The organism is Sphingobium sp. LSP13-1-1.1 (assembly GCF_040676415.1).
In the GTDB taxonomy this organism is placed as follows: domain Bacteria; phylum Pseudomonadota; class Alphaproteobacteria; order Sphingomonadales; family Sphingomonadaceae; genus Sphingobium.
The window spans coordinates 386,125-409,050 of record NZ_JBEGHU010000001.1 but is presented as its reverse complement, the minus strand read 5'-3'; the positions used below and the strand labels follow the sequence as shown (position 1 = coordinate 409,050).

Sequence of the window (22,926 nt, the reverse complement as noted above, 5' to 3'; positions counted from 1 at the left end):
ATGAAGGCACTGGTGCAGTTCGGGTGGTCGACGGTCTGGAAGCATGAGTTTGCAAAAGAGTGTCTGAGCGCCGGCGGAATTATCGCGTCATTGCGTTGGTGGTGGCTTTCGCCCTGTTCATGCAGCAACTGGATGCCACCGTCCTGACCATCGCGCTGCCGGCCATGTCGCGCGATTTCGGTATCCCGGCTTCGGGCCTCAGCCTCGCGCTCACATCCTATCTCGTCGCGCTCGCGGCATTCATCCCTGCCAGCGGCTGGGCGGCTGATCGTTTCGGCTCACGCACCATCTTTTGCAGCGCGATCGCCATCTTCATGGCGGGGTCGGTTGCCTGCGCCTGGTCGAACAGCCTTCCGACGCTGGTTGGCGCGCGCTTCTTTCAGGGTATCGGCGGCGCCATGATGGTGCCGGTCGGCAGGCTGGTCCTGCTGCGCAGCGTCAGCCGGGATGACCTGGTCGCCGCCTTGTCATGGCTCGTCATGCCGGCCCTCGTGGGGCCTATTGTCGGACCACCGCTGGGCGGGCTGATCGTGACCTATCTGGACTGGCGCTGGATCTTCTACATCAACATCCCGATCGGCGCGGCCGGGCTGGCGCTGGCGATCTGGCTCATTCCCCAGATAAGGGAAGACGACGTGGCGCAGTTCGACGCGCGGGGCTTCGTTTTGTCGGGACTGGCGCTCGGATGCCTCATCTTCGGTCTGGAACTTGGCAGCCATGCTGTCGGGCTGCCGGTCATCATCGCACTTCTGGGATGCTGCGCGTTGTTCTTCATCGCCTATCTAGTGCATGCCCGTCGAACGAAAAACCCGATCCTCGATCTTTCGCTCATGCGCATCCGCACCTTTGGCCTTTCCGTGGCGGGCGGCACGCTGACCCGCATCGCGCAGGGCGCGCAACCCTTCCTGCTGCCGCTGCTTTTCCAGATCGGCTTTGGCATTTCCGCAGCCCAGGCGGGCACGATCATGGCGGCGACAGCGATCGGCGCCCTGGCCATGAAGCCGATCGCGCCGTCGGTCATCCAGCGGTTCGGCTATCGTGCATGCCTGATGGCGGGAAGCGTGGCGGCTGCAATCGCCATCAGCGGCTGTGCCCTGTTCAGTCCGGCCTGGCCCCAGCCTGCACTGGGCGCGGTGCTGCTCATATCCGGATTTTTCACGTCCTTGCTGTTCACCGGGTACAATGCGCTGGCCTTTGTCGATGTCGACCAGTCGAAAATGAGCGCGGCGACCAGCCTCTATGCGACATTCCAGCAGATCAGCCTTTCGCTGGGCATCTGCTTCGCCGCCAGCCTGCTCGAACTCCGGGGTTCGATGGACGCGGCCAATTTCAGCGGGATATTCATCCTTATCGGCCTGGTGGCCTTTTCCGCGACCTTCACGAACCGGCTCCTGCGGCCAGATGCCGGCACTTCCTCCCCTCCGGCCCAGGCCCTCGACCAGGCATGAGCGGCTGAGCGGAACGCCGCGCCGGCTTGCCAATATAGGTTCTTACGCGTACCTTTAAATTCGATGGCGACATCGGATATGGAGGCATGGGTGCAGAACTTCTTCAAGGGCTTCTTCCAGTTCGGCTATGTAACCCGCGATGTGGAGGCGGCCGTCGCGGCGTTCCGCGACAGGTTCGGCGCGGTCGAATTCATGGTGAACGATCCTCCGGCGATCGACGGCCGGCCAGCGCCCACCCGACGCATAGCGCTCGCCTGGATCGACAATGTGATGACGGAGATCATCGAGCCCGATCCCATGCAGAAGACGATCTATGACGATCATCTTCCTCCCGTCGCCGGGCCGATCCGGCTGCACCATTTCGGATATCTGATCGACGATCATCAGGCGATGCTCGATCGCCTTGGGGACATGGGTTATGATGTGCCCATGGCCGGCTCGATGCCGGGCGCTCTCGACTATATTTACGCGGACACACGCCGCGATCTGGGAGTCTGGTCAGAATTTATCCGCCTGGACGAGGGCGGAAAGGCCTTCTTTGGCGCCGTGCCGCGTAACATGACGGGGTGATAAGAACGATCGTTCCTTAGATGCGCGAACATCTCTGAAATGAATACGAATATTTGCACGAATAATTGGCATATTGACTGTATTCGCTGAAAATATAATAAACTTGGCGAAACATATACAAGGAGAGAGTCGTGCAGCCGATATTGGCGGGCAAGGTGGCTGTCGTCACGGGCGGCGCATCGGGGATCGGCCGGGCGACGGCGGAACTGCTCGCGGCGCAAGGTGCGGCCGTGATGATCGCCGATCTGGACGAAAGCAATGCGGGCGCGGCGGCGGATGCCATAGCGGCATCGGGCGGGCGGGCGCTGGCATTGCGCGCCGACATGCGGGAAGAGGGCCAGGTGCGGGCGGCGATCGAAGCGACCGTCGCACATTTCGGCGGCGTCGACCTGCTCGACAACACCGTGTCCTACAATGCACCCGAACAGACCGGCGCGGACGGCGAAATCCACGAGATGGATGCCGCAATCTGGAACCGGGCGCTGGAGATCAATCTGCGCGGCCCGATGCTGGCCGCCAAATATTGCATACCCCAGATGCTGAAGCGCGGCGGTGGCGCGATCGTCAATATCTCGTCGACCGCCGGCATATTGTCGCTGGGCACCGTCCCCGCCTATGCGGCGTCGAAGGCGGCGGTGCACAGCCTCAGCCAATCGATCGCCACCGCCTATGGCAGGCGCGGCATCCGCTGCAACACCATAGCGCCCGGCTTCATCGATACGCCCACGACGCGGAACATGGGCGATCAGTTCTTTCAGATGACCCTGGACAATAATGTACTGCCTTATCTGGGTCAGCCGGACGATATAGCGCAGGCGGCGCTGTTCCTGCTGTCGGACGCGGCCCGCTACATCACGGGTCAGTTGCTGGCGGTCGACGGCGGACAGACCATCCACCTGCCGGTGGTCGCGGATATGTGGCGCATGGCGGCGGGCAAGCCGCTGGTCGAGACAGCGTGAGGAGAGACGGGATGCAGACGCATGGACGGCTGAACGGCAAGGTGGCGGTGGTCACCGGCGGGACCAAGGGCATAGGGCAGGGCATCGTCCTGCGCTTCCTCAAGGAGGGGGCTGCGGTGGTCTATTGCTCGCGCAGCCCGGAGAATAACCGGGAGAATGAGGCGCTGATCGCCAGCATCCCCGGCGCGGCGGATCGGGCCCGCTTCGTCGCCGCCGATGTCGGCAATCGGCAGCAGATGGAAGATCTGGTGAACAATGCGGCCGAACAGTTCGGCCGACTGGACATCGTCGTCAACAATGCTCAGGGGATCGCGCCGGTCCGATCGATAGAGAACAAGCCGGATGCTGACTATACGATGACGCTGATGACTGGTTTCTACCAGTCGCTCTGGACCAGTCGTGCGGCGGTTCCGCACATGCGCAAGGTGGGCGGCGGGAGGCTGATCTATTTTTCCAGCCACTGGAATATCTGGGGACAACCCTATGCCAGCGACTACAACATCACCAAGTCTGCCAATGAGGCGCTGACGCGCAGCGCCGCGCGGGAGTTTGGCAAGGACAATATCACGGCCAACTGCATCACGCCGGCGGGCGATAGCTGGGCCTACAAGAGTTGGGCCGACCAGAACCGGGAAATGGCCGAAGCGAGCGTGCGGCAGTTCCCGATGCGTCGCATGGGCGATTGCGAGGTCGACATTGCCGGCGCGGTGCTGGGTCTTTGCAGCGACAATGGCCGCTTCATCACCGGACAGGTCTTCTGCGTCGACGGCGGCGTATGGGCGACCGCGCCGCTCCAGATGCATGAGGAGGGCACGGATATCCACAAGGGCCATAGCCAGACCGCCGTCGAACTGACGGTTTGAGCGCGGGGAGGACAGGATGGGATTGATCGAAGGGCAGGTCGCGATCGTCACGGGCGCGGCCAATGAATTGACCCAGGGCATTGCCCGCCGCTTCGCCCGGGAAGGTGCGAAGGTTGTGCTGGTGGACCGCGATCAGGACGCCGCGCAGGCGGCTGCGCGCGCCATCCCGGATGCGGAAGCGCGCAGCGCGGACCTTGCCGATCCAGCCGCCGCGCGGGCGCTGGCCGATGCCGTGGTGCAGGCGCATGGCCGGATCGACATAGTGCTGAACGGCGCCCACGCGGCTCTGAAGTGGGACCGGCTGGCAGACAGGCAGGCGGCGCCGGACTTCACGGCGGCGTTCAACGACGTGCTGCTCAGCGCGCTCAACATGATGCAGGCCGCCTATCCTCATATGAAGGCGGCAGGCACCGGACGCATCGTCAATCTGGGGTCGATCTATGGTCCGACGGCGAACGAGGGCGTGACGGATGCCGTCACCATGGATTTCGCGCTGACCGGGCTCAGCCGGTCGGCGGGCGTCGAATGGGGAAAGGACGGCATACTCGTCAATTTCCTGCAGGCGGCAGTGCCCGATATCGGGGTCTTTGCGGAGTATCGGGCGAAGAAGGGCAGAAGCATCGAGACGCTGATCGCCAATACGGCGATGCCGCGCCTCGCCGATCCGGTGGAGGATGTTGGCGGCGCGGCGATGTTCCTGGTGTCGGACGAAGCCTGCTTCATTCTGGGCCACCGCGTGCTGGCCGATGGCGGACAGCATCTGACGGCCGCGATCTTCGAACCCGGCGCGGAGCGGTGACGAAGGGCTTGACCAGCATGGCCGCGAACAGCTGGGCGAGGCCGTCCCGCCCCTTCCTCTGATCCACGACAGGCGGCCGGCCGTGGCCGATCGCCTGCGCCAATGCGGTAGCGCGTGGTGTCAGAGCTTCTTGAGATCCTCAGCCGTCAGGCTTGTGACCAGCCCCTTGTCGCCTGCGGACAGGGTCGCGGCCGGGATGGAGACGAAGCGGCCCCTGTAGATGATCTGAACCGATGCCGGCGCGCCTTCGCCATTCTGGATGATCCGGTCGATGAATCCGACGCGGACGCCATCGGCGGTCTTGACCATGGTGCGCGTCTTGATGGCGGGAGCCTCCTGCGCGATCGCGACGGAGGAAAGGGAAAGGGCGGCCGCAAGCGAGAAAAGATATTTCATATATGCCTCATAACTGATCTGGCGGGCCGCTATCATGTTGTTCGGGCGGGAACAAAATCAAAGCGCGGTTGCCGCCAAGCGATCACCTATATGAACGATGCTGCTGGCCGGCCTTGCAGCGGCGGGCTGGGCGGCGATGTCGGCATTGAATTTCGTCGGGTTTCAGAGCATGGAACCTGCATGCATAATGAACAGCGACATGCCGATGCGTCGGGACAGCTTGAACCCCTGGCCCGGCCGGAAGCCCTGACGGAAATGGTGGCTGATCGACTTCGCAGCGCGATCCTGTCGGGCGCCCTCGCTCCCGGCACGCATCTTAGCGTGCCGGAAATCGCCAAGCGGCTTGGCGTCAGCCGGACCCCGGCGCGGGAAGGGCTGATCGCCCTGGAACGGGAGGGGCTGGTGGAGCCGCGGGCGAGCGCCGGCGTCGCCGTGATCGCGGGCGGTACCCGCGACATTCTCGACCTGCTGGATATTCGCGAAGGGCTGGAGATCGTCACGGTGCGCCGCGCAGCCGAGCGCATGGATGCGGATGGCATCGCCAAACTCAAGGCGCTGTTCGCGCAGCATGAGGCGGTGGTCGCGCAAAATGATCTGGCCGGCCATGTCGAACTGGACGCTGCCTTTCACGGCATGATCCGCGAGGGGGCGTGCAATGGGCGTCTGGCGCGTCAACTGGTGCAGATCGATCAGCAGTTGCGGGTTCTCAACAGCCGTCTGTCGCGTGCGCGGGGATGGAGCGGCCGTGCGGTATTGCGTGATCACAAGGCGATCATCGATGCCATAGAGGCAGGCAATCCCGACGCTGCCGAACGCCACATGCGCGCCCATATCGAGCGAACGCGCACTTTCCAGCAACGGTCAGCCGGACAGGCTGAATAACGGTCCACAGCGTGTTCACCGCATAGGCGATGCTTGAACGCCCATGCGCCGGGCCAGTCGATCCTCTGCATGTTGCATGTATACTGATGCGACTGACAGGAGGAACCGGGGATGATTCGACTGGATGGACGCGTCGCGATTGTCACCGGCGCCGGACGGGGAATGGGACGGACCCATGCGCTCCTGCTCGCCGCGCGCGGAGCAAAGGTGCTGGTGAACGACTATGGCGGCGCGCAATCGACCCTGACTCCGGGCAGCATTTCCCATGCGCAGTCGGTGGTGGAAGAGATCCGTGCGGCAGGGGGCGAGGCGGAGGCGGATGCCGCCATGGTCGGCACGGGCGAATCCGCGAGGGACATTGTCCAGCACGCGCTGGATGCTTTCGGCCGTATCGACATATTGGTCAACAATGCCGGGGGATCGTTGATCGGCGAACCCGATGCCTTCGCCGATGAAGAGATCGAAGGTGTTTTGCGGACCAATTTCATCGGACCCTACATGCTGTTGCGGCGTGTCTGGCCGCTGATGCGCGATCAGGGTTTCGGCCGGATCGTCAATGTCATGTCATCGGCGGTGCTGGGGGCGGGGCATTTGGGCCCATATGCGGCGGGCAAGGCCGGGTTGCTGGGGCTGACCCATGACGCCGCCTTTGACGGGCGACCGCATAATATCCTGGTGAACGGAGTCTTCCCGACCGGCGCCTCCCGCCTGACGGAAACATCGCATGAGGATCTGGCGCTCTGGTACCGAACCCATTTCCAGCCGGAAAAGGTATCGGCGCTGATCGCCTATCTGAGCAGCGAGGAACTGGATTTCAGCGGCGAAGTCTTCAACGTCGGGGGAGGGCGCGTCGCGCGGCTGGCCATCTTCGACAATGACGGTCTGTTCGATCCGGCGATCACGCCGGAGAGCATCGCCGCGAATATCGACCTGATCCGCGACCTGAGCCAACCCACCATCATCCCCACCCTGTGGGCGCAGACAGAGCGCTATTTCGCCCACATTCCCTGGACGGGCGGCAGGGCGGGGCTGTTCTGAACAGCAGGAGGACAAGATATGGAAGGACCGCTCAAAGGAAAGGTCGCGCTCATCACCGGCAGTGGATCGGGCATGGGCGTGGGCATCGCGCTTGCAGTCGCCAAGGCGGGAGCGGCCGTCGTCTTGGTGGGACGGACGGTTGAGACGCTGGAACGCACGCGGGCGCAGATCGAGGCGGCCGGTGGGCGCGCGATGGTCGCGCCGTGCGACGTCACCGACCGCGCGCAGGTCGACGCCACCGTGGCGCGCGCCCAGGCGGAACTCGGCCCCATCTGGCTGTTGGTGAACAACGCCGTATCGACCGACAACCGGCCGATCGAGGATGTGGATGACGCCAATCTCGACCTCGTCCTGCGGTCGGCGATCCACGGCTCGCTTTACATGATGCAGGCGTGCTTCCCCACGATGAAGGCGCGGGGCGGCCGGATCGTGAATTTCGGCTCTGGCGGGGCGACCATGGGCCTGCCGGAAGTGGGCGCCTATGCGATCGCCAAGGAGGGCGTCCGGGGGCTTACCAAGACTGCGGCTACAGGCTGGGGCCAATATGGAATCACGGTCAATACCGTTTGCCCCATGGTTGCGACGCCGCTGTTCGACAGCTGGTGGCAAAGCCTGAGCGAGGCCGAGCGCGAACATCAGCTATCGATGATCCCGATGCGCCGAATGGGCGAGGGGGAGCAGGATGTCGGCGGCCTCATCGTCTTTCTGGCAAGCGAGAATGCCGGCTACATCACCAGCCGCACACTGCACGTGGACGGAGGGCGTGCCTTCTATGACCGCTGACCGGAGGGGCACGGCACCAGCCTCGTCCTGACATATATCATCAACAGGCTTGATATTTTGCATGCAACATGCAAATAAGTGCTGGAGGTGTTCCCATGACGATTATTCTCGATCCTACCGCATCGCTGGTCCACGATATTGCCGATCCCGGTCCCCCTGCGGGCGATCTTCAAGGCAGGAAGATCGCGATCCGCATCGACATGCTGTGGCGCAGTTGGGACTGGGTCAGTGAAATATGGGCCGAAAGGCTGCGCACCGAAGGCGCGGAGGTGACCTTCTGGCGAAGCTGCGGCCGCACCGGCGAGGAAGGCGAACAGGCCGACCGTGAATATCAGGCGTTGCTGGCGCAGAGCGACATGGCCATTGTCGGCCTGGGCAATTGCGGGTCCTGCACAAGCTGGACCATCGCTGACGCGCTGACGGCGGCCGCCACCGGAATACCGACCATCGCGGTGGCCACCGCCCATTTCGAAGGTCTGGCCAGGAATCTGGCGAAGCGCGGCGGACGATCGGGTCTGCGCCTTCACATCCTTCCCTATCCTCTCGATATCCTTCCGAAAGAGCAGGTCCATGACATTGCAAGAAACCACTATCGATCGTTCCTGCGGGATTTCGGGGTGCGAAGCGGACTGGCTGAGCAGTCGGCGGCATGAGGTCGACGACGATATTGTCGCCTTCAACAATTTCGCCATGGCGCAGGGGTGGGGCGACGGGCTGCCGCTGATCCCGCCGACGCAGGCGCGGGTGCAGGATTTCCTGATCGCAGGCGGGCGATTTCCAGACGAGCTGATTGCCGTGCTGCCGCCGCTGCGCGCCGAATGCACGGTGGAAAAGATCGCGATCAACGCCGTCATGGCGGGCTGTACGGGCGAGTCCATGCCGCTCTTGTGCGCCGCGATCGAAGCCATGGCGGACCCGAAATTCGATCTTGCGGGCCTCAACGCCACCACCGGGTCGGTGGTGCCGGCGCTGATCGTCAACGGCCAGATCCGCAACCGGCTGGACATTCCCTGCCAGGCCGGCTGCCTGGGTGGAGTCGCCGGACCCGCAGTGGCCATCGGCCGGGCCATTCGTCTGATCATGCGCAATGTGGCGGGCCAGTTGATCGGCGCCACGTCGCAAAGCGTCTACGGCACGCCGGGGCGGGTTGCCGGCATCCTCTTCGGCGAATGGGAGGAACGGTCCCCCTGGGCGCCGCTGGCGGAACGGCGCGGGGTTCAGGGGGATGCCGTCACCGCCTATGGCGCGATGGGCACGGCCAATATCTGCGATGTCGTGGCGAACAGCGCCGACGGCTTCCTGGACATGATCGCCAAGTCCATGGCCTATCCCGGCGCCAACGGCTTCCTGCCTTCCTCCGCCTTCGCCGAAACGCTGTGCGTGATCAACCCGATCTGGGCAGAGGTGATCGCGCGGGCCTATCCCCGGATGGAGGATGTGCAGGCCTATATCTGGGACAAATGCGCATTGCCCATCGACTGGTTTCGGCCCGAATATCGCGACCCCATCGGCAATCTCGGCCGGATCAAGCCCGACGGGCGCGTTCATCTGGTGTCCAGTCCCGATGACGTGCTGGTGATGGTCGCGGGAGGGGAGGGCGGCCTGCACGCGGCGATGCTGCACAGTTGGGGCACCTGCCTTACCGTTACGCGTCCGGTCGCGTCTGCATGATCGGTGACGTCGTCATCGGCGATCGCGTTCGCGGGCGGGCCGAATTGCTTGACAGGGCAGCGCGGTTGGCAAGCGCCATGGCGGCGGCAGGGGTGGTCGCGGGTGACGCGGTCGCGCTGCTGCTGCGCAATGATTTTGCCGTGCTGGAGGCCAATCTCGCCGTTCGCAGGCTGGATGCCTATGGCGTGCCGATCAACTGGCACTGGCACGGGGCGGAGATCGGCTATGTGCTGCGCGACGCCACGCCCCGGCTGCTGATCGGACATGCCGATCTGCTGGAAGGGATAAGGAACGAGATTCCGGACCACCTGCCCGTCATCGCCGTGGGCGGGAAGGGCAATTGGCCGGATTATGACGACTGGATCGGCGCGCACGAACCCCATGCCGGCAATGGCAATGGTCTCGGTTCCTCGATGGTCTACACCTCGGGCACCACCGGCAAACCCAAGGCGGTCCGGCGCCTGCCCGCGACGGGCGAGGAATCGGCGCAGCGCGCGCGCGTCCTCTCGATCATCCATGATACGGCCCCGGGAAATGTCGCGCTGGTTACCGGGCCGCTTTATCATCTCTTCAGTCAGGCGATCCTGATGGCGACCTTCGGCGCGGGCGGCACGGTGGTCGTGATGGAGCGATTTGATCCGGAGGAGTGCCTGCGCCTCATCGAGAAGCATCGCGTCACCCATAGCGCGCTGGTGCCGACCCTGTTCGTAAGGCTGCTGCGCCTGCCCCCGGAGGCGCGGACACGATATGATCTTTCCACCCTTCGACATGTCGTCCATTCCGGTGCCCCCTGCGCGCCGGAGGTGAAGCGCGCGATGCTGAAATGGTGGGGTCCTGTGCTCTACGAGACCTATGGATCGACGGAGACCGGCGTCGTCACGAAGATCAGCCCGGAGGAGTGGTTGGCAAAGCCCGGCAGTGTCGGACGACCCGTGCTGACCGGGGAGGTTCGTATTCGCGGCGGAGACGGCCAGTGGGCAGGACCGGGGCAGACGGGCGACATCTATCTGCGTATCCACGGCACGCCTGACTTCACCTTTCACGGCGATCCCGAAAAGCGCGCCGCCGTGGAATATGACGGGCTCATCACATGCGGCGACATGGGATGGCTGGATGAAGAGGGCTATCTCTTCCTCTGCGACCGCCGCGTCGACATGGTGATTTCCGGCGGCGTCAACATCTACCCGGCGGAAGTCGAGGCCGCCCTGCTGGAACATCCCGGCGTGGCCGACTGTGCCGTGTTCGGGATTCCCGATCCCGAATTTGGCGAGGCGCTGGTGGCGTATGTCGAGGCTGAAGACGGGGTGAAGCCCGACGAGTTGAAGGCGTTTCTGCGTGCGCGGATCGCGGGATACAAGGTTCCACGGCATGTCGTCATAAGCGATGTCCTGCCCCGGGAAGAGACGGGCAAGATCATGAAACGGCGGCTGCGGGACAATTTCCTCGCCGACGCATCAGGGGAGAGCATCAAGGGATGAGCGGACAGGGGAGCAGCGCCATCCCGCCCGGCGCGCTGGCGGGATTGAAGGTCATCGACATGGCGTCGCTCTATGCCGCGCCGCTGGCGGCGACGATCATGGCGGATTTCGGTGCCGACGTCCTGAAGATCGAGCCGCCGGAAGGCGATCTGTTCCGCAACAGCAAGATGTGGCCGCTCGTCGCGCGCGGGAAGCGCTGTGTTGCAATGGACCTGCGTTCGGCCGAAGGAATTGCGCGGCTCAAATCGCTGGTCGAACATGCCGATGTGGTGGTTGAAAATTACCCCGCCGACGTGCTGGCCAGACGCGGCATCGGCTGGGATGTCCTCTCGGCCATCAACCCGCGCCTCGTCATGCTTTCCCTGTCCTGCTTCGGGGGAACCGGCCCCTATGCGGGCCGTCCCGGTTCGGGCACGATCGGCGAAGGCTTTGGCGGCCTGACGGAACTGATGGGGGCAGCCGACGGCGCGCCGATGCTGCCGTCGGTCGCGCTGGGCGATGCCGTGGGCGCGATGAGCGCCGTGATCGGAACCCTGTCCGCATTGTACTGGCGCGACCGCGACGGACGGGGGCAGCAGGTGGACGCCAGCCTCTATGAACCGATCCTCCAGATCGTCGCCCATGCGGCGCAAAGATGGGAGCCGGGCCGGTCGCCCGAACGGACGGGGTCGCGCCTGCCGGGCGTGCTGCGCAACGTCTATCGGACTGCCGATCGGCGATATGTCGCGATCTCCGCCAGCACCGCACGCCATGCCGCGGACCTGGTGGCGCTGGCGGCGGGCGAGGGGGCGGGTGGAGCGGGAGACGACACCGACCCCGACGCGCAGGTGGCGGCCTGGATCGCCACCGTGCCGCAGTCCGCGCTGGTCGAGCAACTTGTCACCCGGCGCATCCCCGTGACGCCCGTCAACAGCCTGGATGATATGCTGGCTGACCCCCATGTGCGCGCCCGCGCCAGCCTGGTTCATGTTTCGGACGATGCCTTGGGCGATCTGGCGCTCGCCGCGCCTGCGCCGCGCCTGTCGGAAACGCCGGGGCGGATCGGTGAGGTGAACCCGCCGCTGCACACCGATGTCGAGCCGGTGCTGAAGCGCTGGGTCGAAAGGTGAGGGCGCGTTGATCCGGCTGGCGGCGCATCTGGGCATAGTCGATCCCGCGGCGCCCTTGCTTGCGGCGACGGCCGGGTCGATCGATCCGGTTGCGCAGATCGAATGCGCCGCGCGACTGGGTTTCGCCGGCATCACCGACAATGGACTGAAGCTGCGCCCGCCGATGGTGCAGCAGGCCATGGGTATGGCGCTGCGCGATCATGGAATGGCGATGGGCAGTTTCACCCATAATCCGCTAGGGCTGGAGCCGCCCTTTTTTTGGGGAGCGACCACTGCGGACATGGAAGCGGCAATGGCCCCCGGCCTGGCCGCGGCGGAGCGCATCGGCGGCGGCTGCATCAACATGATCCTGCTGGATTGCGGTGCGCCCCAGGCGGAGCAATTGGCGCGAGCGACCGAGAATTTCGCGAGCGCCGCGACGCTGGCACGGGAACGCGGCGTCGCGCTGGCGGTCGAGGTGGCGAGCCGGGCACGCGTGCCGCAGGTGCTGGTGGAGCATGTGGACGCGGTAGCCGCCATGGCCCGATCGGCAGGCGTGGGGCTGATCCTCGACAGTTGCCATTGCCATTGTAGCGGGGAGGACATGGCGGCGATGATCCTGGCGCATGCGGACATCCTTGCCGCGGTACAGATCGCCGACATGCCCGGCCGCGTTCAGCCCGGCGCGGGCGTCATCGAATTTGCGCCGATCATGGCGGCGCTGCGCCGGATTGGCTGGACCGGCCTGGTCGAGGCGGAATTTATGCCAAAGGTGAAGGGCGTCGAGGGAGAAGCCGCCGCCATCGCCGCACTGAAAGCGATCGGGTGACTTCAACCCTGCCGTTCGGGCGTATGCACGATCAGGCCATCCAGTGCGGGGCGCAGACGGATCTGGCAGGAAAGCCGCGAATCCTCGCGCTTTCCATGCGCGAAATCCAGCATGTCCCATTCATCCTGCGACGGCGGCCCCACCATGTCGATCCATGCCGGATCGACATGGACATGGCAGGTCGCGCAGGCCGCGCTGCCGCCGCATTCGCCGATGATATTCTCGACGCCCGCGCGCTTGCCGATGTCCATGACCGACTGGCCGACATCGCCGTCCAGCGTGGTGACGACGCCGGAGGGGGTGATGAAGGTGACATGGACCATGATGATTTCCCCAGGCCTTGGACACATGACCGGCGTGGTGAAACGCGCGGTCCCCTTGTTTTAGGGCGTTAAGCCAGGCTGGCGCCATCGGAAAGAATCGGCGTCCGGCATCATGTCTGCGATCCCTCCGGCGCGCTCTTGCGCCAGCCTTGCCGCTGCGGGCAGGTTCGGCCGGAGGCCGACATTTTCAAAGCCGATAGCTTGTCAATTTAGATACCCGTGAGTATCTATAACCACGTAGCACAAGATTTTGGGAGAGAGCGATGCGGGCAGCGATATTCAAGGGCGCTGGTACGCCGTTAGTCGTCGAAACCGTGGCGGATCCCGAACCCGGCGAGGGCGAGGCGGTCATCAAGGTGACGCGTTGCGGCGTCTGCGGCACGGATCTGAGCATGACATCCGGCAAGGGCAATGATTTCCCCGTCAACAGCGTCATCGGCCATGAATATTGCGGCGAGGTCGTCGCCCTGGGCAAGGGCGTCGAAAGGCTGAAGGTCGGACAATTCGTCACCGCGATGCCGGTCGCCGGCTGCGGCCGTTGTCCGCCCTGCCTTGCCGGCTATCCGATGGCCTGTGCGCAGATGCAGGGCCTTGTCGGCGGTTTCGGCGAATATATGCGGATCGCCGCCGCGAGTTCGGTGTTGTTGCCCGAAACCCTGACGCCCGCCGATGGCGCGCTGATCGAGCCTCTGGCCGTCGGCCTGCGCGGCGTGCGGCTGGCGCAGATGCAGCCAGGGGCGAAGGTCGCGGTGCTGGGTGCCGGATCGATCGGCCTTGCCGTCATCTACTGGGCGCGCCTGCTGGGCGCGGGGAAGATCGTGGCCATTTCCCGTTCCGCGCGACGCGCCGATCTGGCGATCCAGATGGGCGCCAACAGTTTCGAGGCACTGGGCGAGGGCGAAATGGAACGCGTCTCCGCTGCGCTGGGCGGCATGCCCGACATCGTGCTGGAATGCGTCGGCGCGGTCGGCATGACGCAGAAGGCGGTAGAGCTGGTCGCCCCCGGCGGCACAGTCGTGTCGCTGGGCTTCTGCTCCTCGCCCGATCCGATCCTGCCTTCGCTCGCCACATGGAAGCAGGTCACGATCAAATTCTCCTTCGCCTATGACCTGCGCGAATTCGAACATAGCGCCAATGCACTGGACACCGGGCATGTCGAACCGCGCCTGATGGTGTCGAGGACGGTGGGCCTGGACGCCTTTCCCGACCTGTTCGAACAATTGCGGGCGGGCGCCAACGAGACCAAGATTCACGTCGATCCGTGGAGCGTCGCCTGATGAGCAGCGAAGCCGTTTTGCAGGACCAGCCGCAACTGACCCTCGATGCCCTGCTGGCTGGCTCGACGGCCCGCACCGGCCTCAGCGACTTTGGCGACCCTGCTTTCCGGGAAGGGCTGGACCTGCTGCTGTCCGACATCCGCGCGCTCGATCTGGAACCTGCCTGCGTGCAGGCGACCGCATGGCGCATCGGTCAGTCGCTCGATACCCGCGCCTTGGCCGTCAAGGGGCTGAAGGCGCGGCCGGAGGTGCTGGAGACGCCGATCAGGGAACCGATCATCATCGCCGGCCTGGTCCGTTCGGGCACGACCGCGCTGCACCTGCTGATGTCGCTCGATCCGCAATTCCAGGGACCGGAACATTGGCTGACTGTCTACCCCATGCCCCGCCCGCCGCGGGATAGCTGGGACGCGATTGCCGAATACCGGACCGAAAAGGCGTCGCTCGACGCCTATCTGGAGGCGTCGCCGGAATCGGCCGACGACCATATGATGACGGCGGAAGGGATCGAGGAATCCTTGTTCATCCTGGGCTCCAGCTTCGCCAGCAACATGTGGCCGTCCATGTGGGACGTGCCGAATTACGACCGCTGGTACCGGGGCCGGGACGACACCGACAGCTATCGCTGGCTTGCCGACGTGCTGCGCCTGATCGGTGCGGGGGACGATCGCCGGTGGCTGCTCAAGAATCCCACGGATCTCTTTTCCCTGCAGGAGGTGCTGAACGTCTTTCCGGACGCGAAGATCATCCAGACCCACCGTGACCCGGTGGATTCGACGCCCTCCGTCAGCAACCTCATCTTCTCGGCGCGCAGGGCTTTTTGCGGCGACAAGGCGAACCGCGCCGATGTCGGACGGCGGGAGGCGGAGATGTGGGCGCAGGCGCTGGAACGTGCCGAAGCGGTGCGGGCGAAAAGCGACGCCACTTTCATCGATGTCGAGTTTCGCGACTTCACGCGTGACCAGATGACCACGATCCGATCCATCTATGATCGCCTCGGCCTGACGCTGACGGCCGAAACCGAAGGTGCGATGCAGGCCTGGCTCGATGCGCATCCCCACAGGCCCGGCACCGGGCCCAAGCACAGCCCGGAGGATTTCGGCCTGACCCGCGCGGGGCTGGAGGAACGGTTCGCCGCCTATCGATCGCGGCGCGGCTATATCTGAAGGGCGCGCGCAGCGACCGCTTGATGGGCCGGTCGCTGCGCCGTCGTTCCGGCGGGTTTTCAGATGATCCCGTCGTCGGCAAGCCCGTCGATCGCGGCCGCGTCCAGCCCCAGTTCCTGCGCCAGCACCTCCCGCGTATGTTCCCCCAGCATCGGCGGGGCGCGATAGTCGGTGATCGGCGTTTCGGAAAAATTGAGCGGACTGCGGATCACGTCGAGATCGGGCTTCAGCGGATGCGGCACGCGCACGCGCAATCCCCGATGGACGGCCTGCGGATAATCGAACACCTGCTCCAGATCATTGATCGGCCCGCTGGGAATGCCGGCCGCGCCCAGCTTCTCCAACCAGTAATCGACGCTGTTCGTCTGGAAGATCGCGTTGAACACCTCGGTGATTTCGTCCCGGTTCTTCACCCGTTCGACATTGGTGTAGAAACGGGGATCGTCCTTCAGTTCGGGATGACCGACCGCGTCGCACAGCGCGAGATACTGCTTGTCGTTGCCCGACGTGATCATGATGGCGCCGTCGCTGCACGGGAACATGCTGGTCGGCATGCCGCCATTGCCCTGCGTGCCCCGGCGCACCGGCACCTCGCCCGAAGTGAGGTAGATCTGCGCATAATGCGACAGCGCCGACACGCCGCAATCCAGCAGGGCGATGTCGATATACTGGCCCTCGCCGCCGGCGGCGTCGCGATGATACAGGGCCGCCAATATGGCATTGGCGACGTTCAGCCCGGTGAACAGGTCGATGATGCTGGGGCCGACCTTCATCGGTCCGGCGCCCGGCTTGCCCTCCGGCACGCCGGTGACGCTCATGAGGCCGCACTCGCCCTGGAACACCGCGTCATAGCCGGGCTTTCCCGCCAGCGGCCCGTCCTGGCCATATCCGGTGACGGAGCAGTAGATGATGCGGGGATTGACGGCCTTCAGGCTTTCATAGTCGAGACCATAGCGCTTGAGATCGCCGACCTTGTAATTCTCCATCACCACGTCGCAGGACTTGACGAGTTCGCGGATCAGTTCCTGCCCCTTCGCGCTGGCGATGTTGAGGGCGACCGATCGCTTGTTGCGGTTGACGGACATGTAGAAGGCATTTTCCCGCGTCGGCTTCCCCTGCGCATCGCGCAGATAGGGTTCGCCGAAAATGCGGGCATCGTCGCCCACGACGGGGCGTTCGATCTTGATCACGTCCGCGCCCATGTCGGCCAGGACCTGCGACCCGAACGGCCCCGCCAGAACGCGGGTCAGGTCAAGCACGCGGATCTTTTCAAGGGGCAGTCTGGCCATGGATCACCTTGCTGAAAATAGCATTTTCCCATGCCACCTGAGGGTATGATGACAAGATCGGACCATGCCTGTTCACAACCATGATATGCTTTCCAAAGAAGGCCATCGGGGGTTCCGCAGCCCTCGTGTTTTGGTCGACTATGGTCCACAGCCGGACGGAATGAAAGAAAAGGACGGGAGTCAGATGGGCGACATCTTGCGCGACATGCCGGTCGAGGGCGTCTGCAGACTGACGCTGAACCGGCCCGATGCCCTCAATTCGCTGACCTACACCATGTATGCGGAGCTGATCGACCATCTGGAGGGCGTGCGCTACGACCATGATGTGCGGGTGGTCATTCTGACCGGCGCGGGGCGCGGTTTCTGCGCGGGCCACGACATCAGGGGTGCGGGCAAGCCCGAATGGGTGGCCGAAGGGCTGGGCAAGGCGCAGTTCCAGCAACGCGTCATGGCGAAGCTGGGGCAGATCCCGGTCCTGATGCGCGCCCTGCCGCAACCTGTGATCTGCGCGGTGAACGGGGTCATGGCCGGTGCCGGCTATCCGATCGCGATCGCCGCCGACATGACCATCGCGGCGCGCTCCGCCAAGTTCGTCAATGCCTTCCACAATGCGGGAACCGGGCATGAAATGGGCTTTTCCTACCTGCTTCCGCGCCTCGTCGGCCTTCAACGCGCCGCAGAGCTGATGCTGACCGGCCGTCCCGTCATGGCGGAGGAAGCCGAGCGCATCGGCCTCATCCTGCGCTGCGTCGACGATGATGCCCTGATGGAGGAGGCGCTCAAGCTGGCCGAGGCGGTGATGGTCAACAGCCCGATCGGCATCGCCCTTACCAAGAGCTCGCTCCAGTTCAATGTCGATGCGCCTGGGCTGGAAGCCGCCATCGAGATGGAGAACCGCGCCATCTTCATGAGCCAGTCGACGGCCGACTCCGCCGAAAAGCGGACCGCCTTCATCGAAAAGCGCAGGCCGCTGTTCAAGGGACAGTGAGATGAGCCTCATCGATCCCCTGCTCCGCCCCCTCACGCTGCGCGGCCTGACGCTGCCCAACCGCGTGGTGATGGCGCCGATGACCCGCTATCGCTCGCCGCTCGGCGTGCCGACGGAGGAGGTGGCGAACTATTATGGCCGCCGCGCCGCGACGGGACTGGGCGCGATCCTGACCGAAGGCGTGGCATTGCCCCATTATGCCGCGGTCGATCATCCCGACATACCGCGCATCGACGGTGTCGAGGTTCTGGCCGGCTGGCGCAGGGTGGTGGAAGCCGTGCATGATGCGGGCGGGCGCATCATCCCCCAGCTCTGGCATCAGGGGCCGATGTGGAATGTCGAATATGCCGGCACCGGAACCGGCAATCCGATGCGGCCGTCGGGACTGTGGGGGCCGCCGGACGGCGTGATCTCCTTCCGCGAGGAAGGACGGGTGGAGAGCCTGTCCCCTGTCCCGCCGATGAGCGAAAGCGATATTGCCGACGTCATCGCCGCCTACCGCCGGGCAGCGCGCAATGCAGTGGCGCTGGGCGTCGACGGCATCGCGATCCATGGCGCACACGGCTATCTGATCGACAGTTTCCTGTGGGACTACACCAACCGGCGCGAAGACCAGTGGGGCGAGCGGGCGGCCTTCGGCGTGGCGGTGGTGAAGGCGATCCGCGCGGAGATCGGAGAGGACATGCCGATCGTCCTGCGCTTCTCCCAGTTCAAGATGCAGGATTATCGCGCCGTGCTTGCGGGCACGCCTGACGGCCTTGGTGCATTGCTCGGGCCGCTGGCGGACGCGGGCGTCGATCTGTTCGATGCCAGCCAGCGTTATTTCGACACGCCGACGTTCGAAGGATCGCCGCTCAACCTCGCGGGCTGGGCCAGGAAGCTGACCGGCAAGGCATCGATGACCGTCGGCGGCGTGGCGCTGGACAAGGCGAGGGGCAAGGCGCAGCATATCGATGCCAGCCAGCAGTCGGTGAACAACCTGCCGCTGCTGATCGAACGGTTCGAAAAGGGCGAGTTCGACCTGGTGGGCGTCGGCCGGGCGCTCCTCAACGATCCCGACTGGTTCGGCAAGGCGAAGCGGGACGAACCCTTCCTGCCGTTCGACCCCGCCAATCTGGAGCGATTGGCATGAATGACCTGGAAGCGCGGATCGACCGGCTGGAATCGCTGGCGGCGATCCAGCAGCTTCCGATACGCTATGCGATCGCGGTGGACAGCCGCGACATGGATGGCTGGGTCAATCTGTTCATTCCCGACGTGCATTGCGGGCGGCGCGGCAATGGACGCGATGTCCTGAAATCGATCATTACGCCCGCCGTCAGGACATTCTATCGCTCGGTTCACCAGATTTGCGGGCACCGGATCGAGTTCGACGATGCCGATCATGCGCGTGGCGTGGTCTATTGCCGGGCCGAGCATGAGGATGAGGGCAAATGGGTGGTCATGGCGATCGCCTATTTCGACAGTTATGAACGACGCGACGGCGAATGGCTTTTCGTCCGCCGCCGGGAAAAACACTGGTATTCTGCGGACTGGCAGGAGCGGCCGGCGGCGCCCTTCACGGGTTGGGCCAGCCATGACAATCCACCCGATCTCCCGCAGGATTTCGAGAGCTGGGCGTCCTTCTGGGCGGATATGGACGGGCAGGACATCAGCCGCCTGACCGACCAGCCGGCGCATTGACGGATGGATCAAGCAGACAGGTCAGCAGGGGCCAAACGGGCAGGCTGAAACAGACGGGCCAAGATAGACAGGCCAGGAAAGACAGGAGAGCGAGGATGGGCGACAGGCGGCGTTTCGAGGGGCGATCGGTTTTCATCACCGGCGCCGGATCGGGTATTGGCGAGGCGACGGCCCATGCCTTTGCGGAGGAAGGCGCGAAGGTCATGATTGCCGAGCTTGACCCGGCCAAGGGTGAGGCGGTGCGCGATGCCATTCGGGCCCATGGCGGTACGGCGCTTTTCGTCGCCACCGATGCCACGGACGAAGCCTCGGTCAAGGCAGCGATCGCGGCGGCGAACGAGGCGCATGGTCCCATCGTCCACGCCTTCAACAATATCGGCATGGCGCGTCCCGGCAGCATCGAGGATATGAGCCTGGAGGATTGGAACTGGACGATCAGCATTTCCCTGACCAGCACCTTCCTGGCGATGAAATACGAGATTCCGGTGATGAGGGCCAATGGCGGCGGCACGATCGTCAACACCGCTTCCATGGCCGCGCGGCTCTACACGCCATCCGCGCCCTGTTCCTATGCAGCGGCGAAGGCGGGCGTCATCCATCTCAGCCATCATGCGAGCTGCGCCTATGCCGATGACAATATCCGGGTGAACAGCGTATTGCCGGGATTGACCGCCACGCCGCAGATCGCATCCATGTTCACGGCCGAGGAACAGGCTGAGATCGCCGGTGAAAATCAGGTGATCCGCCGCGCCGTTGCGCCGCGCGAGATCGCCAACGCGGTGCTGTTCCTCTCCAGCGACGAGGCCAGCATGATCACCGGGCGCGGGATAGAGGTGTCGGGCGGCCGCAAGCACGGAAGCTGAGCCGGGCCCTGCGCCCTGCGGCTCGCCCAACGGCAGGGACGCGGCCGGGACGCGGTCGTGTGCGGGCCGCATGAAGCGACGATATGGAGAAGGAGAGTGCCCGATGACGAAGCGAACGATCATGACCTGTCGCGACGGGGCCTGCTGGGCAGCGCGCTCTGCATATCCGTCGCCGGCCGGCCGGCCCGCGCATGGGGCGCGACCATGAACAGCGGCGCCGCGACCGCAGCCGCGCTCAGGAACTGGAGCGCCTATGTCGACCTTCTGAAACCGGCCGGCAGGCTCAACGATCTCACGGGTTTTCCGCAGGATGACCAGATCCGCGCCGAACTCTATCGCCAGTTGGTGATGAATATCGCGCAATCCTATATCTGGTATTTCCAGTCTACGCCCGAACATCCCGACTGGATGCCGTTCGAAAACAGCATTTTCCTGCTCCAGCCCAATCCTGACGCCATTTACCATATCGCTCCAGTCAGCGGCGACGGCGTCTACAGGATCAGCGGCTATCGCGGAACCAACAAGGTCATGGGCTTCGCCGTGGGGCGGGGCATGTTCGGAACGCAGGATCCCCGTCCGGGCTTCAACAATTATGATGCCGATGGCCTGACCCTGGGCAAGGACGGCTATTTCGAGGTGATATTCAGCACGGAAAGGCCGAAGGACTGGACCGGCGACTGGCGTTATCTCGATCCCCAGGCGGGCGACATCATGATCCGCCAGTTCGCCTATGACTGGGGCGTCGACGTGGACGCGCGCTTCGCCATAGAACGACTGGACAAGCCGCCGCTCAAACCCCGGCTGACGGAGGAGGAAATTGCCGCCAGGCTCGATGCGATCCTGGGCGGTTTCGTGGAACGCTTCTCCCGCATCTGCATCGGCTATCAGAACAAGGTCATCCAGGACCTGGGTCTGAACGTCATGGAACTTTCGGGCTTTGAAGATCTTGGCAATAGCGGCGAATGGCCGCAAAAATATTTCCGGTGCATCTATGACTATCAGCCGGGCGAAGCGCTCGTCCTGGAAACCGAACTGCCTGAGACCTGCAAATATTGGAACGTGCAGTTGAACGACGAACTCTGGAACCAGATAGAATTCGGCTATCGCCAGAGCAGCCTGAACGCGATGCAGGCCAGGCTCGACAGCGACGGCAAGTTCCGCGCCGTGATCGCACTGGAAGATCCAGGAGTAGCCAACTGGCTGGACAGCGGCGGCCATGGCCGCGGCATGCTGGTGGGCCGCTGGCACGGGGCGGACAGCTATCCGATGCCGACGATCAGGAAGGTGCCGCTGTCCGAACTCGCCAGTCACCTGCCCGGCGACACGCCCCGCGTGACGCCCGCCGAACGGGAAGCCACGCTGCGCAAGCGCAATCTGGGCCTGCAGATGCGCAGACGCTGGTAGAAATTCCCGCCGTCGGCAGCGACTGTTCAGAGCTGCTGGAGCGCGTTGCGTTAAATTCGGGTCACGCAGCGCGCTCTATGCTTTTGATGTCGCATCGTTTTGCGCAAAACCGGGTCCCACTTTTGCGCACGATGCCCTAATCTTGCGCGGCGGCAACCATGCGCGACCAGTCGTTCAGCCGCCGCCACAATATCTCGCGCGTCGAAGCGAAATTGTGCATGTGCGCCATGCGCGGCACGATGTAGAGCGAGACGTCGCGGGAAGCGGAATAGGCCGCCGGCTCCCGATAGGGCTCCGGGCACGTATCCCGCTCGCCATCGCCCACAAGCACCGGCACCGTGATGCGGGCGGCGTCTTCCGCGAAGGCGCCGGGCAGCATCATCTGCACCGCGCAATGCGGGATGGTGAGGCTGCCATAGATCGGCGTGGTCTGCCGGATCGGATATCCGCCCTTCATGTCGTCGTCCAGAATGTCGGCGGGCACGTCTTCCCAGTGAAACGGATAGACATAATCGACGCCCTCATGGTCATGCTCCAGATGGCTTTTGACCTCACCGCTCGCCACCTTGTCGAAACGGCGTATGCCATGTTCGAAAGCGGCCTGGTCGCGCTGCGGCAGGACGGTGTGAATGGCGCTGACGCCAAAGGGCGCGATCGCGTCGAACGTTGCGAAACGGCCCTGCGTCAATATGCTGACGCCACCGCCCATGGACTGCCCCATCCCCACCAGGAAAAGCGACGACAGGCGAGGAAAGCCCTGCGCCGCCGTACCCTCGATCAGGGAAGCCGCAATCTGCTTCACGCAGGAATCATGCGTGGCGGCCATCGTCTGGAAATCGATCTTCGACAGATCGGGCATGCTGCTTTCACCAACGCCCACATGATCGATCGCGACGTGGATCATGCCGTGGCGGGCCTGCCATTCCGCCTCGTCATAGCCTTCATGACGATCGAAATTCATCATGAAATAGTGGCGCGAATATCCACCACCCGGACAGGCGAAGATCGCGACCGGCCGGTCCGGCATGGCCGACGGATCGGGCAGGGTCAGCGTCACGGCCATTTCGACCTTGTCCCCCAAATGCGGTGCGGCCGCCGTGACATCGATACGCTTGTCTATTCTCAGCAT

General features: G+C 64.2%; 24 protein-coding genes. 20 read left to right on the top strand and 4 right to left on the bottom strand.

Annotated elements, in window-relative coordinates:
* Window positions 1-59 precede the first annotated feature (59 nt).
* From MRBLSP13_RS01740 to MRBLSP13_RS01720, 5 genes are all read left to right on the top strand, one after another.
* A complete protein-coding gene (locus MRBLSP13_RS01740; RefSeq protein ID WP_363736327.1) occupies window positions 60-1,448 on the top strand; it encodes a DHA2 family efflux MFS transporter permease subunit in 1,389 nt (462 codons plus the stop codon).
* A 63-nt stretch (window positions 1,449-1,511) separates the two neighbouring features.
* Window positions 1,512-2,018 carry a VOC family protein gene (locus MRBLSP13_RS01735; RefSeq protein ID WP_363752271.1) on the top strand — a complete coding sequence of 169 codons (507 nt, stop codon included), beginning with the start codon at window positions 1,512-1,514 and terminating at the stop codon, window positions 2,016-2,018.
* Window positions 2,019-2,149: 131 nt separating this feature from the next.
* Window positions 2,150-2,977 (top strand): SDR family NAD(P)-dependent oxidoreductase, encoded by an 828-nt coding sequence (locus MRBLSP13_RS01730; protein WP_363752268.1) that lies wholly within the window; start codon window positions 2,150-2,152, stop codon window positions 2,975-2,977.
* Between the two features lie 11 nt (window positions 2,978-2,988).
* A complete protein-coding gene (locus MRBLSP13_RS01725) occupies window positions 2,989-3,840 on the top strand; it encodes an SDR family NAD(P)-dependent oxidoreductase (RefSeq protein ID WP_363752265.1) in 852 nt (283 codons plus the stop codon).
* Window positions 3,841-3,856: 16 nt separating this feature from the next.
* Window positions 3,857-4,639 carry an SDR family NAD(P)-dependent oxidoreductase gene (locus tag MRBLSP13_RS01720; protein WP_363752262.1) on the top strand — a complete coding sequence of 261 codons (783 nt, stop codon included), beginning with the start codon at window positions 3,857-3,859 and terminating at the stop codon, window positions 4,637-4,639.
* Between the two features lie 120 nt (window positions 4,640-4,759).
* Here the strand turns inward: MRBLSP13_RS01720 and MRBLSP13_RS01715 are convergent, their stop codons facing one another.
* Window positions 4,760-5,035: a hypothetical protein gene (locus MRBLSP13_RS01715; RefSeq protein ID WP_133651354.1), complete on the bottom strand. Its 276-nt coding sequence runs from the start codon at window positions 5,033-5,035 to the stop codon at window positions 4,760-4,762.
* Between the two features lie 180 nt (window positions 5,036-5,215).
* Between MRBLSP13_RS01715 and MRBLSP13_RS01710 the strand changes: the two genes are divergently transcribed.
* The 8 genes from MRBLSP13_RS01710 (at window position 5,216) to MRBLSP13_RS01675 (ending at window position 12,804) form a co-directional block, all read left to right on the top strand.
* The gene (locus MRBLSP13_RS01710; RefSeq protein WP_363736319.1) at window positions 5,216-5,917 is read left to right on the top strand and encodes a GntR family transcriptional regulator; all 702 of its coding nucleotides are present in this window, start codon (window positions 5,216-5,218) and stop codon (window positions 5,915-5,917) included.
* A gap of 111 nt (window positions 5,918-6,028) precedes the next feature.
* Window positions 6,029-6,955 carry an SDR family NAD(P)-dependent oxidoreductase gene (locus tag MRBLSP13_RS01705; RefSeq protein WP_363736316.1) on the top strand — a complete coding sequence of 309 codons (927 nt, stop codon included), beginning with the start codon at window positions 6,029-6,031 and terminating at the stop codon, window positions 6,953-6,955.
* A gap of 18 nt (window positions 6,956-6,973) precedes the next feature.
* On the top strand, window positions 6,974-7,738 hold the full coding sequence (locus tag MRBLSP13_RS01700) for an SDR family NAD(P)-dependent oxidoreductase (protein WP_363752259.1): 765 nt from the start codon (window positions 6,974-6,976) through the stop codon (window positions 7,736-7,738).
* A 95-nt stretch (window positions 7,739-7,833) separates the two neighbouring features.
* Window positions 7,834-8,391 (top strand): UGSC family (seleno)protein, encoded by a 558-nt coding sequence (locus tag MRBLSP13_RS01695; RefSeq protein ID WP_363752256.1) that lies wholly within the window; start codon window positions 7,834-7,836, stop codon window positions 8,389-8,391.
* Window positions 8,309-9,409 carry a hypothetical protein gene (locus tag MRBLSP13_RS01690; RefSeq protein ID WP_363736312.1) on the top strand — a complete coding sequence of 367 codons (1,101 nt, stop codon included), beginning with the start codon at window positions 8,309-8,311 and terminating at the stop codon, window positions 9,407-9,409. Before MRBLSP13_RS01695 ends, MRBLSP13_RS01690 begins: the two co-directional genes overlap by 83 nt.
* Window positions 9,406-10,887: an AMP-binding protein gene (locus MRBLSP13_RS01685; protein WP_363752253.1), complete on the top strand. Its 1,482-nt coding sequence runs from the start codon at window positions 9,406-9,408 to the stop codon at window positions 10,885-10,887. The genes MRBLSP13_RS01690 and MRBLSP13_RS01685 overlap by 4 nt, the downstream gene beginning before the upstream one ends.
* Entirely contained in the window at window positions 10,884-11,996 is a 1,113-nt protein-coding gene (locus MRBLSP13_RS01680; RefSeq protein ID WP_363752251.1) for a CaiB/BaiF CoA transferase family protein, read from the top strand. The genes MRBLSP13_RS01685 and MRBLSP13_RS01680 overlap by 4 nt, the downstream gene beginning before the upstream one ends.
* A gap of 7 nt (window positions 11,997-12,003) precedes the next feature.
* Window positions 12,004-12,804 (top strand): TIM barrel protein, encoded by an 801-nt coding sequence (locus MRBLSP13_RS01675; RefSeq protein WP_363752249.1) that lies wholly within the window; start codon window positions 12,004-12,006, stop codon window positions 12,802-12,804.
* A gap of 2 nt (window positions 12,805-12,806) precedes the next feature.
* On the opposite strand, the gene MRBLSP13_RS01670 is transcribed toward MRBLSP13_RS01675, so the two are convergent.
* Window positions 12,807-13,127: a 2Fe-2S iron-sulfur cluster-binding protein gene (locus MRBLSP13_RS01670; RefSeq protein WP_133651347.1), complete on the bottom strand. Its 321-nt coding sequence runs from the start codon at window positions 13,125-13,127 to the stop codon at window positions 12,807-12,809.
* Window positions 13,128-13,390: 263 nt separating this feature from the next.
* Here MRBLSP13_RS01670 and MRBLSP13_RS01665 point away from each other — a divergent pair, with 263 nt between their 5' ends.
* Both MRBLSP13_RS01665 and MRBLSP13_RS01660 read left to right on the top strand, forming a co-directional pair.
* On the top strand, window positions 13,391-14,404 hold the full coding sequence (locus MRBLSP13_RS01665) for an alcohol dehydrogenase catalytic domain-containing protein (RefSeq protein ID WP_363752246.1): 1,014 nt from the start codon (window positions 13,391-13,393) through the stop codon (window positions 14,402-14,404).
* Window positions 14,404-15,570: a sulfotransferase family protein gene (locus tag MRBLSP13_RS01660; protein ID WP_363736304.1), complete on the top strand. Its 1,167-nt coding sequence runs from the start codon at window positions 14,404-14,406 to the stop codon at window positions 15,568-15,570. The genes MRBLSP13_RS01665 and MRBLSP13_RS01660 overlap by 1 nt, the downstream gene beginning before the upstream one ends.
* Before the next feature lie 59 nt (window positions 15,571-15,629).
* Here the strand turns inward: MRBLSP13_RS01660 and MRBLSP13_RS01655 are convergent, their stop codons facing one another.
* Window positions 15,630-16,859, bottom strand: coding sequence for a CaiB/BaiF CoA transferase family protein (locus MRBLSP13_RS01655; protein WP_363752244.1), 1,230 nt, complete (start codon window positions 16,857-16,859; stop codon window positions 15,630-15,632).
* A 184-nt stretch (window positions 16,860-17,043) separates the two neighbouring features.
* On the opposite strand from MRBLSP13_RS01655, the gene MRBLSP13_RS01650 reads away from it, so the two are divergent.
* The 5 genes from MRBLSP13_RS01650 to MRBLSP13_RS01630 all read left to right on the top strand — a co-directional run bounded on the left by MRBLSP13_RS01650 (window position 17,044) and on the right by MRBLSP13_RS01630 (window position 21,797).
* Window positions 17,044-17,847, top strand: coding sequence for an enoyl-CoA hydratase-related protein (locus tag MRBLSP13_RS01650; RefSeq protein WP_363752242.1), 804 nt, complete (start codon window positions 17,044-17,046; stop codon window positions 17,845-17,847).
* Between the two features lies 1 nt (window position 17,848).
* Window positions 17,849-18,979 (top strand): NADH:flavin oxidoreductase, encoded by a 1,131-nt coding sequence (locus MRBLSP13_RS01645; protein ID WP_363752240.1) that lies wholly within the window; start codon window positions 17,849-17,851, stop codon window positions 18,977-18,979.
* The gene (locus tag MRBLSP13_RS01640) at window positions 18,976-19,530 is read left to right on the top strand and encodes a nuclear transport factor 2 family protein (RefSeq protein ID WP_363752238.1); all 555 of its coding nucleotides are present in this window, start codon (window positions 18,976-18,978) and stop codon (window positions 19,528-19,530) included. Before MRBLSP13_RS01645 ends, MRBLSP13_RS01640 begins: the two co-directional genes overlap by 4 nt.
* A 95-nt stretch (window positions 19,531-19,625) precedes the next feature.
* Window positions 19,626-20,393 carry an SDR family NAD(P)-dependent oxidoreductase gene (locus tag MRBLSP13_RS01635; RefSeq protein WP_363736299.1) on the top strand — a complete coding sequence of 256 codons (768 nt, stop codon included), beginning with the start codon at window positions 19,626-19,628 and terminating at the stop codon, window positions 20,391-20,393.
* A 96-nt stretch (window positions 20,394-20,489) separates the two neighbouring features.
* A complete protein-coding gene (locus MRBLSP13_RS01630; RefSeq protein WP_363752236.1) occupies window positions 20,490-21,797 on the top strand; it encodes a DUF1214 domain-containing protein in 1,308 nt (435 codons plus the stop codon).
* A 136-nt stretch (window positions 21,798-21,933) separates the two neighbouring features.
* Here MRBLSP13_RS01630 and MRBLSP13_RS01625 read toward each other — a convergent pair whose 3' ends face one another.
* Entirely contained in the window at window positions 21,934-22,926 is a 993-nt protein-coding gene (locus tag MRBLSP13_RS01625; protein WP_363736297.1) for a hypothetical protein, read from the bottom strand.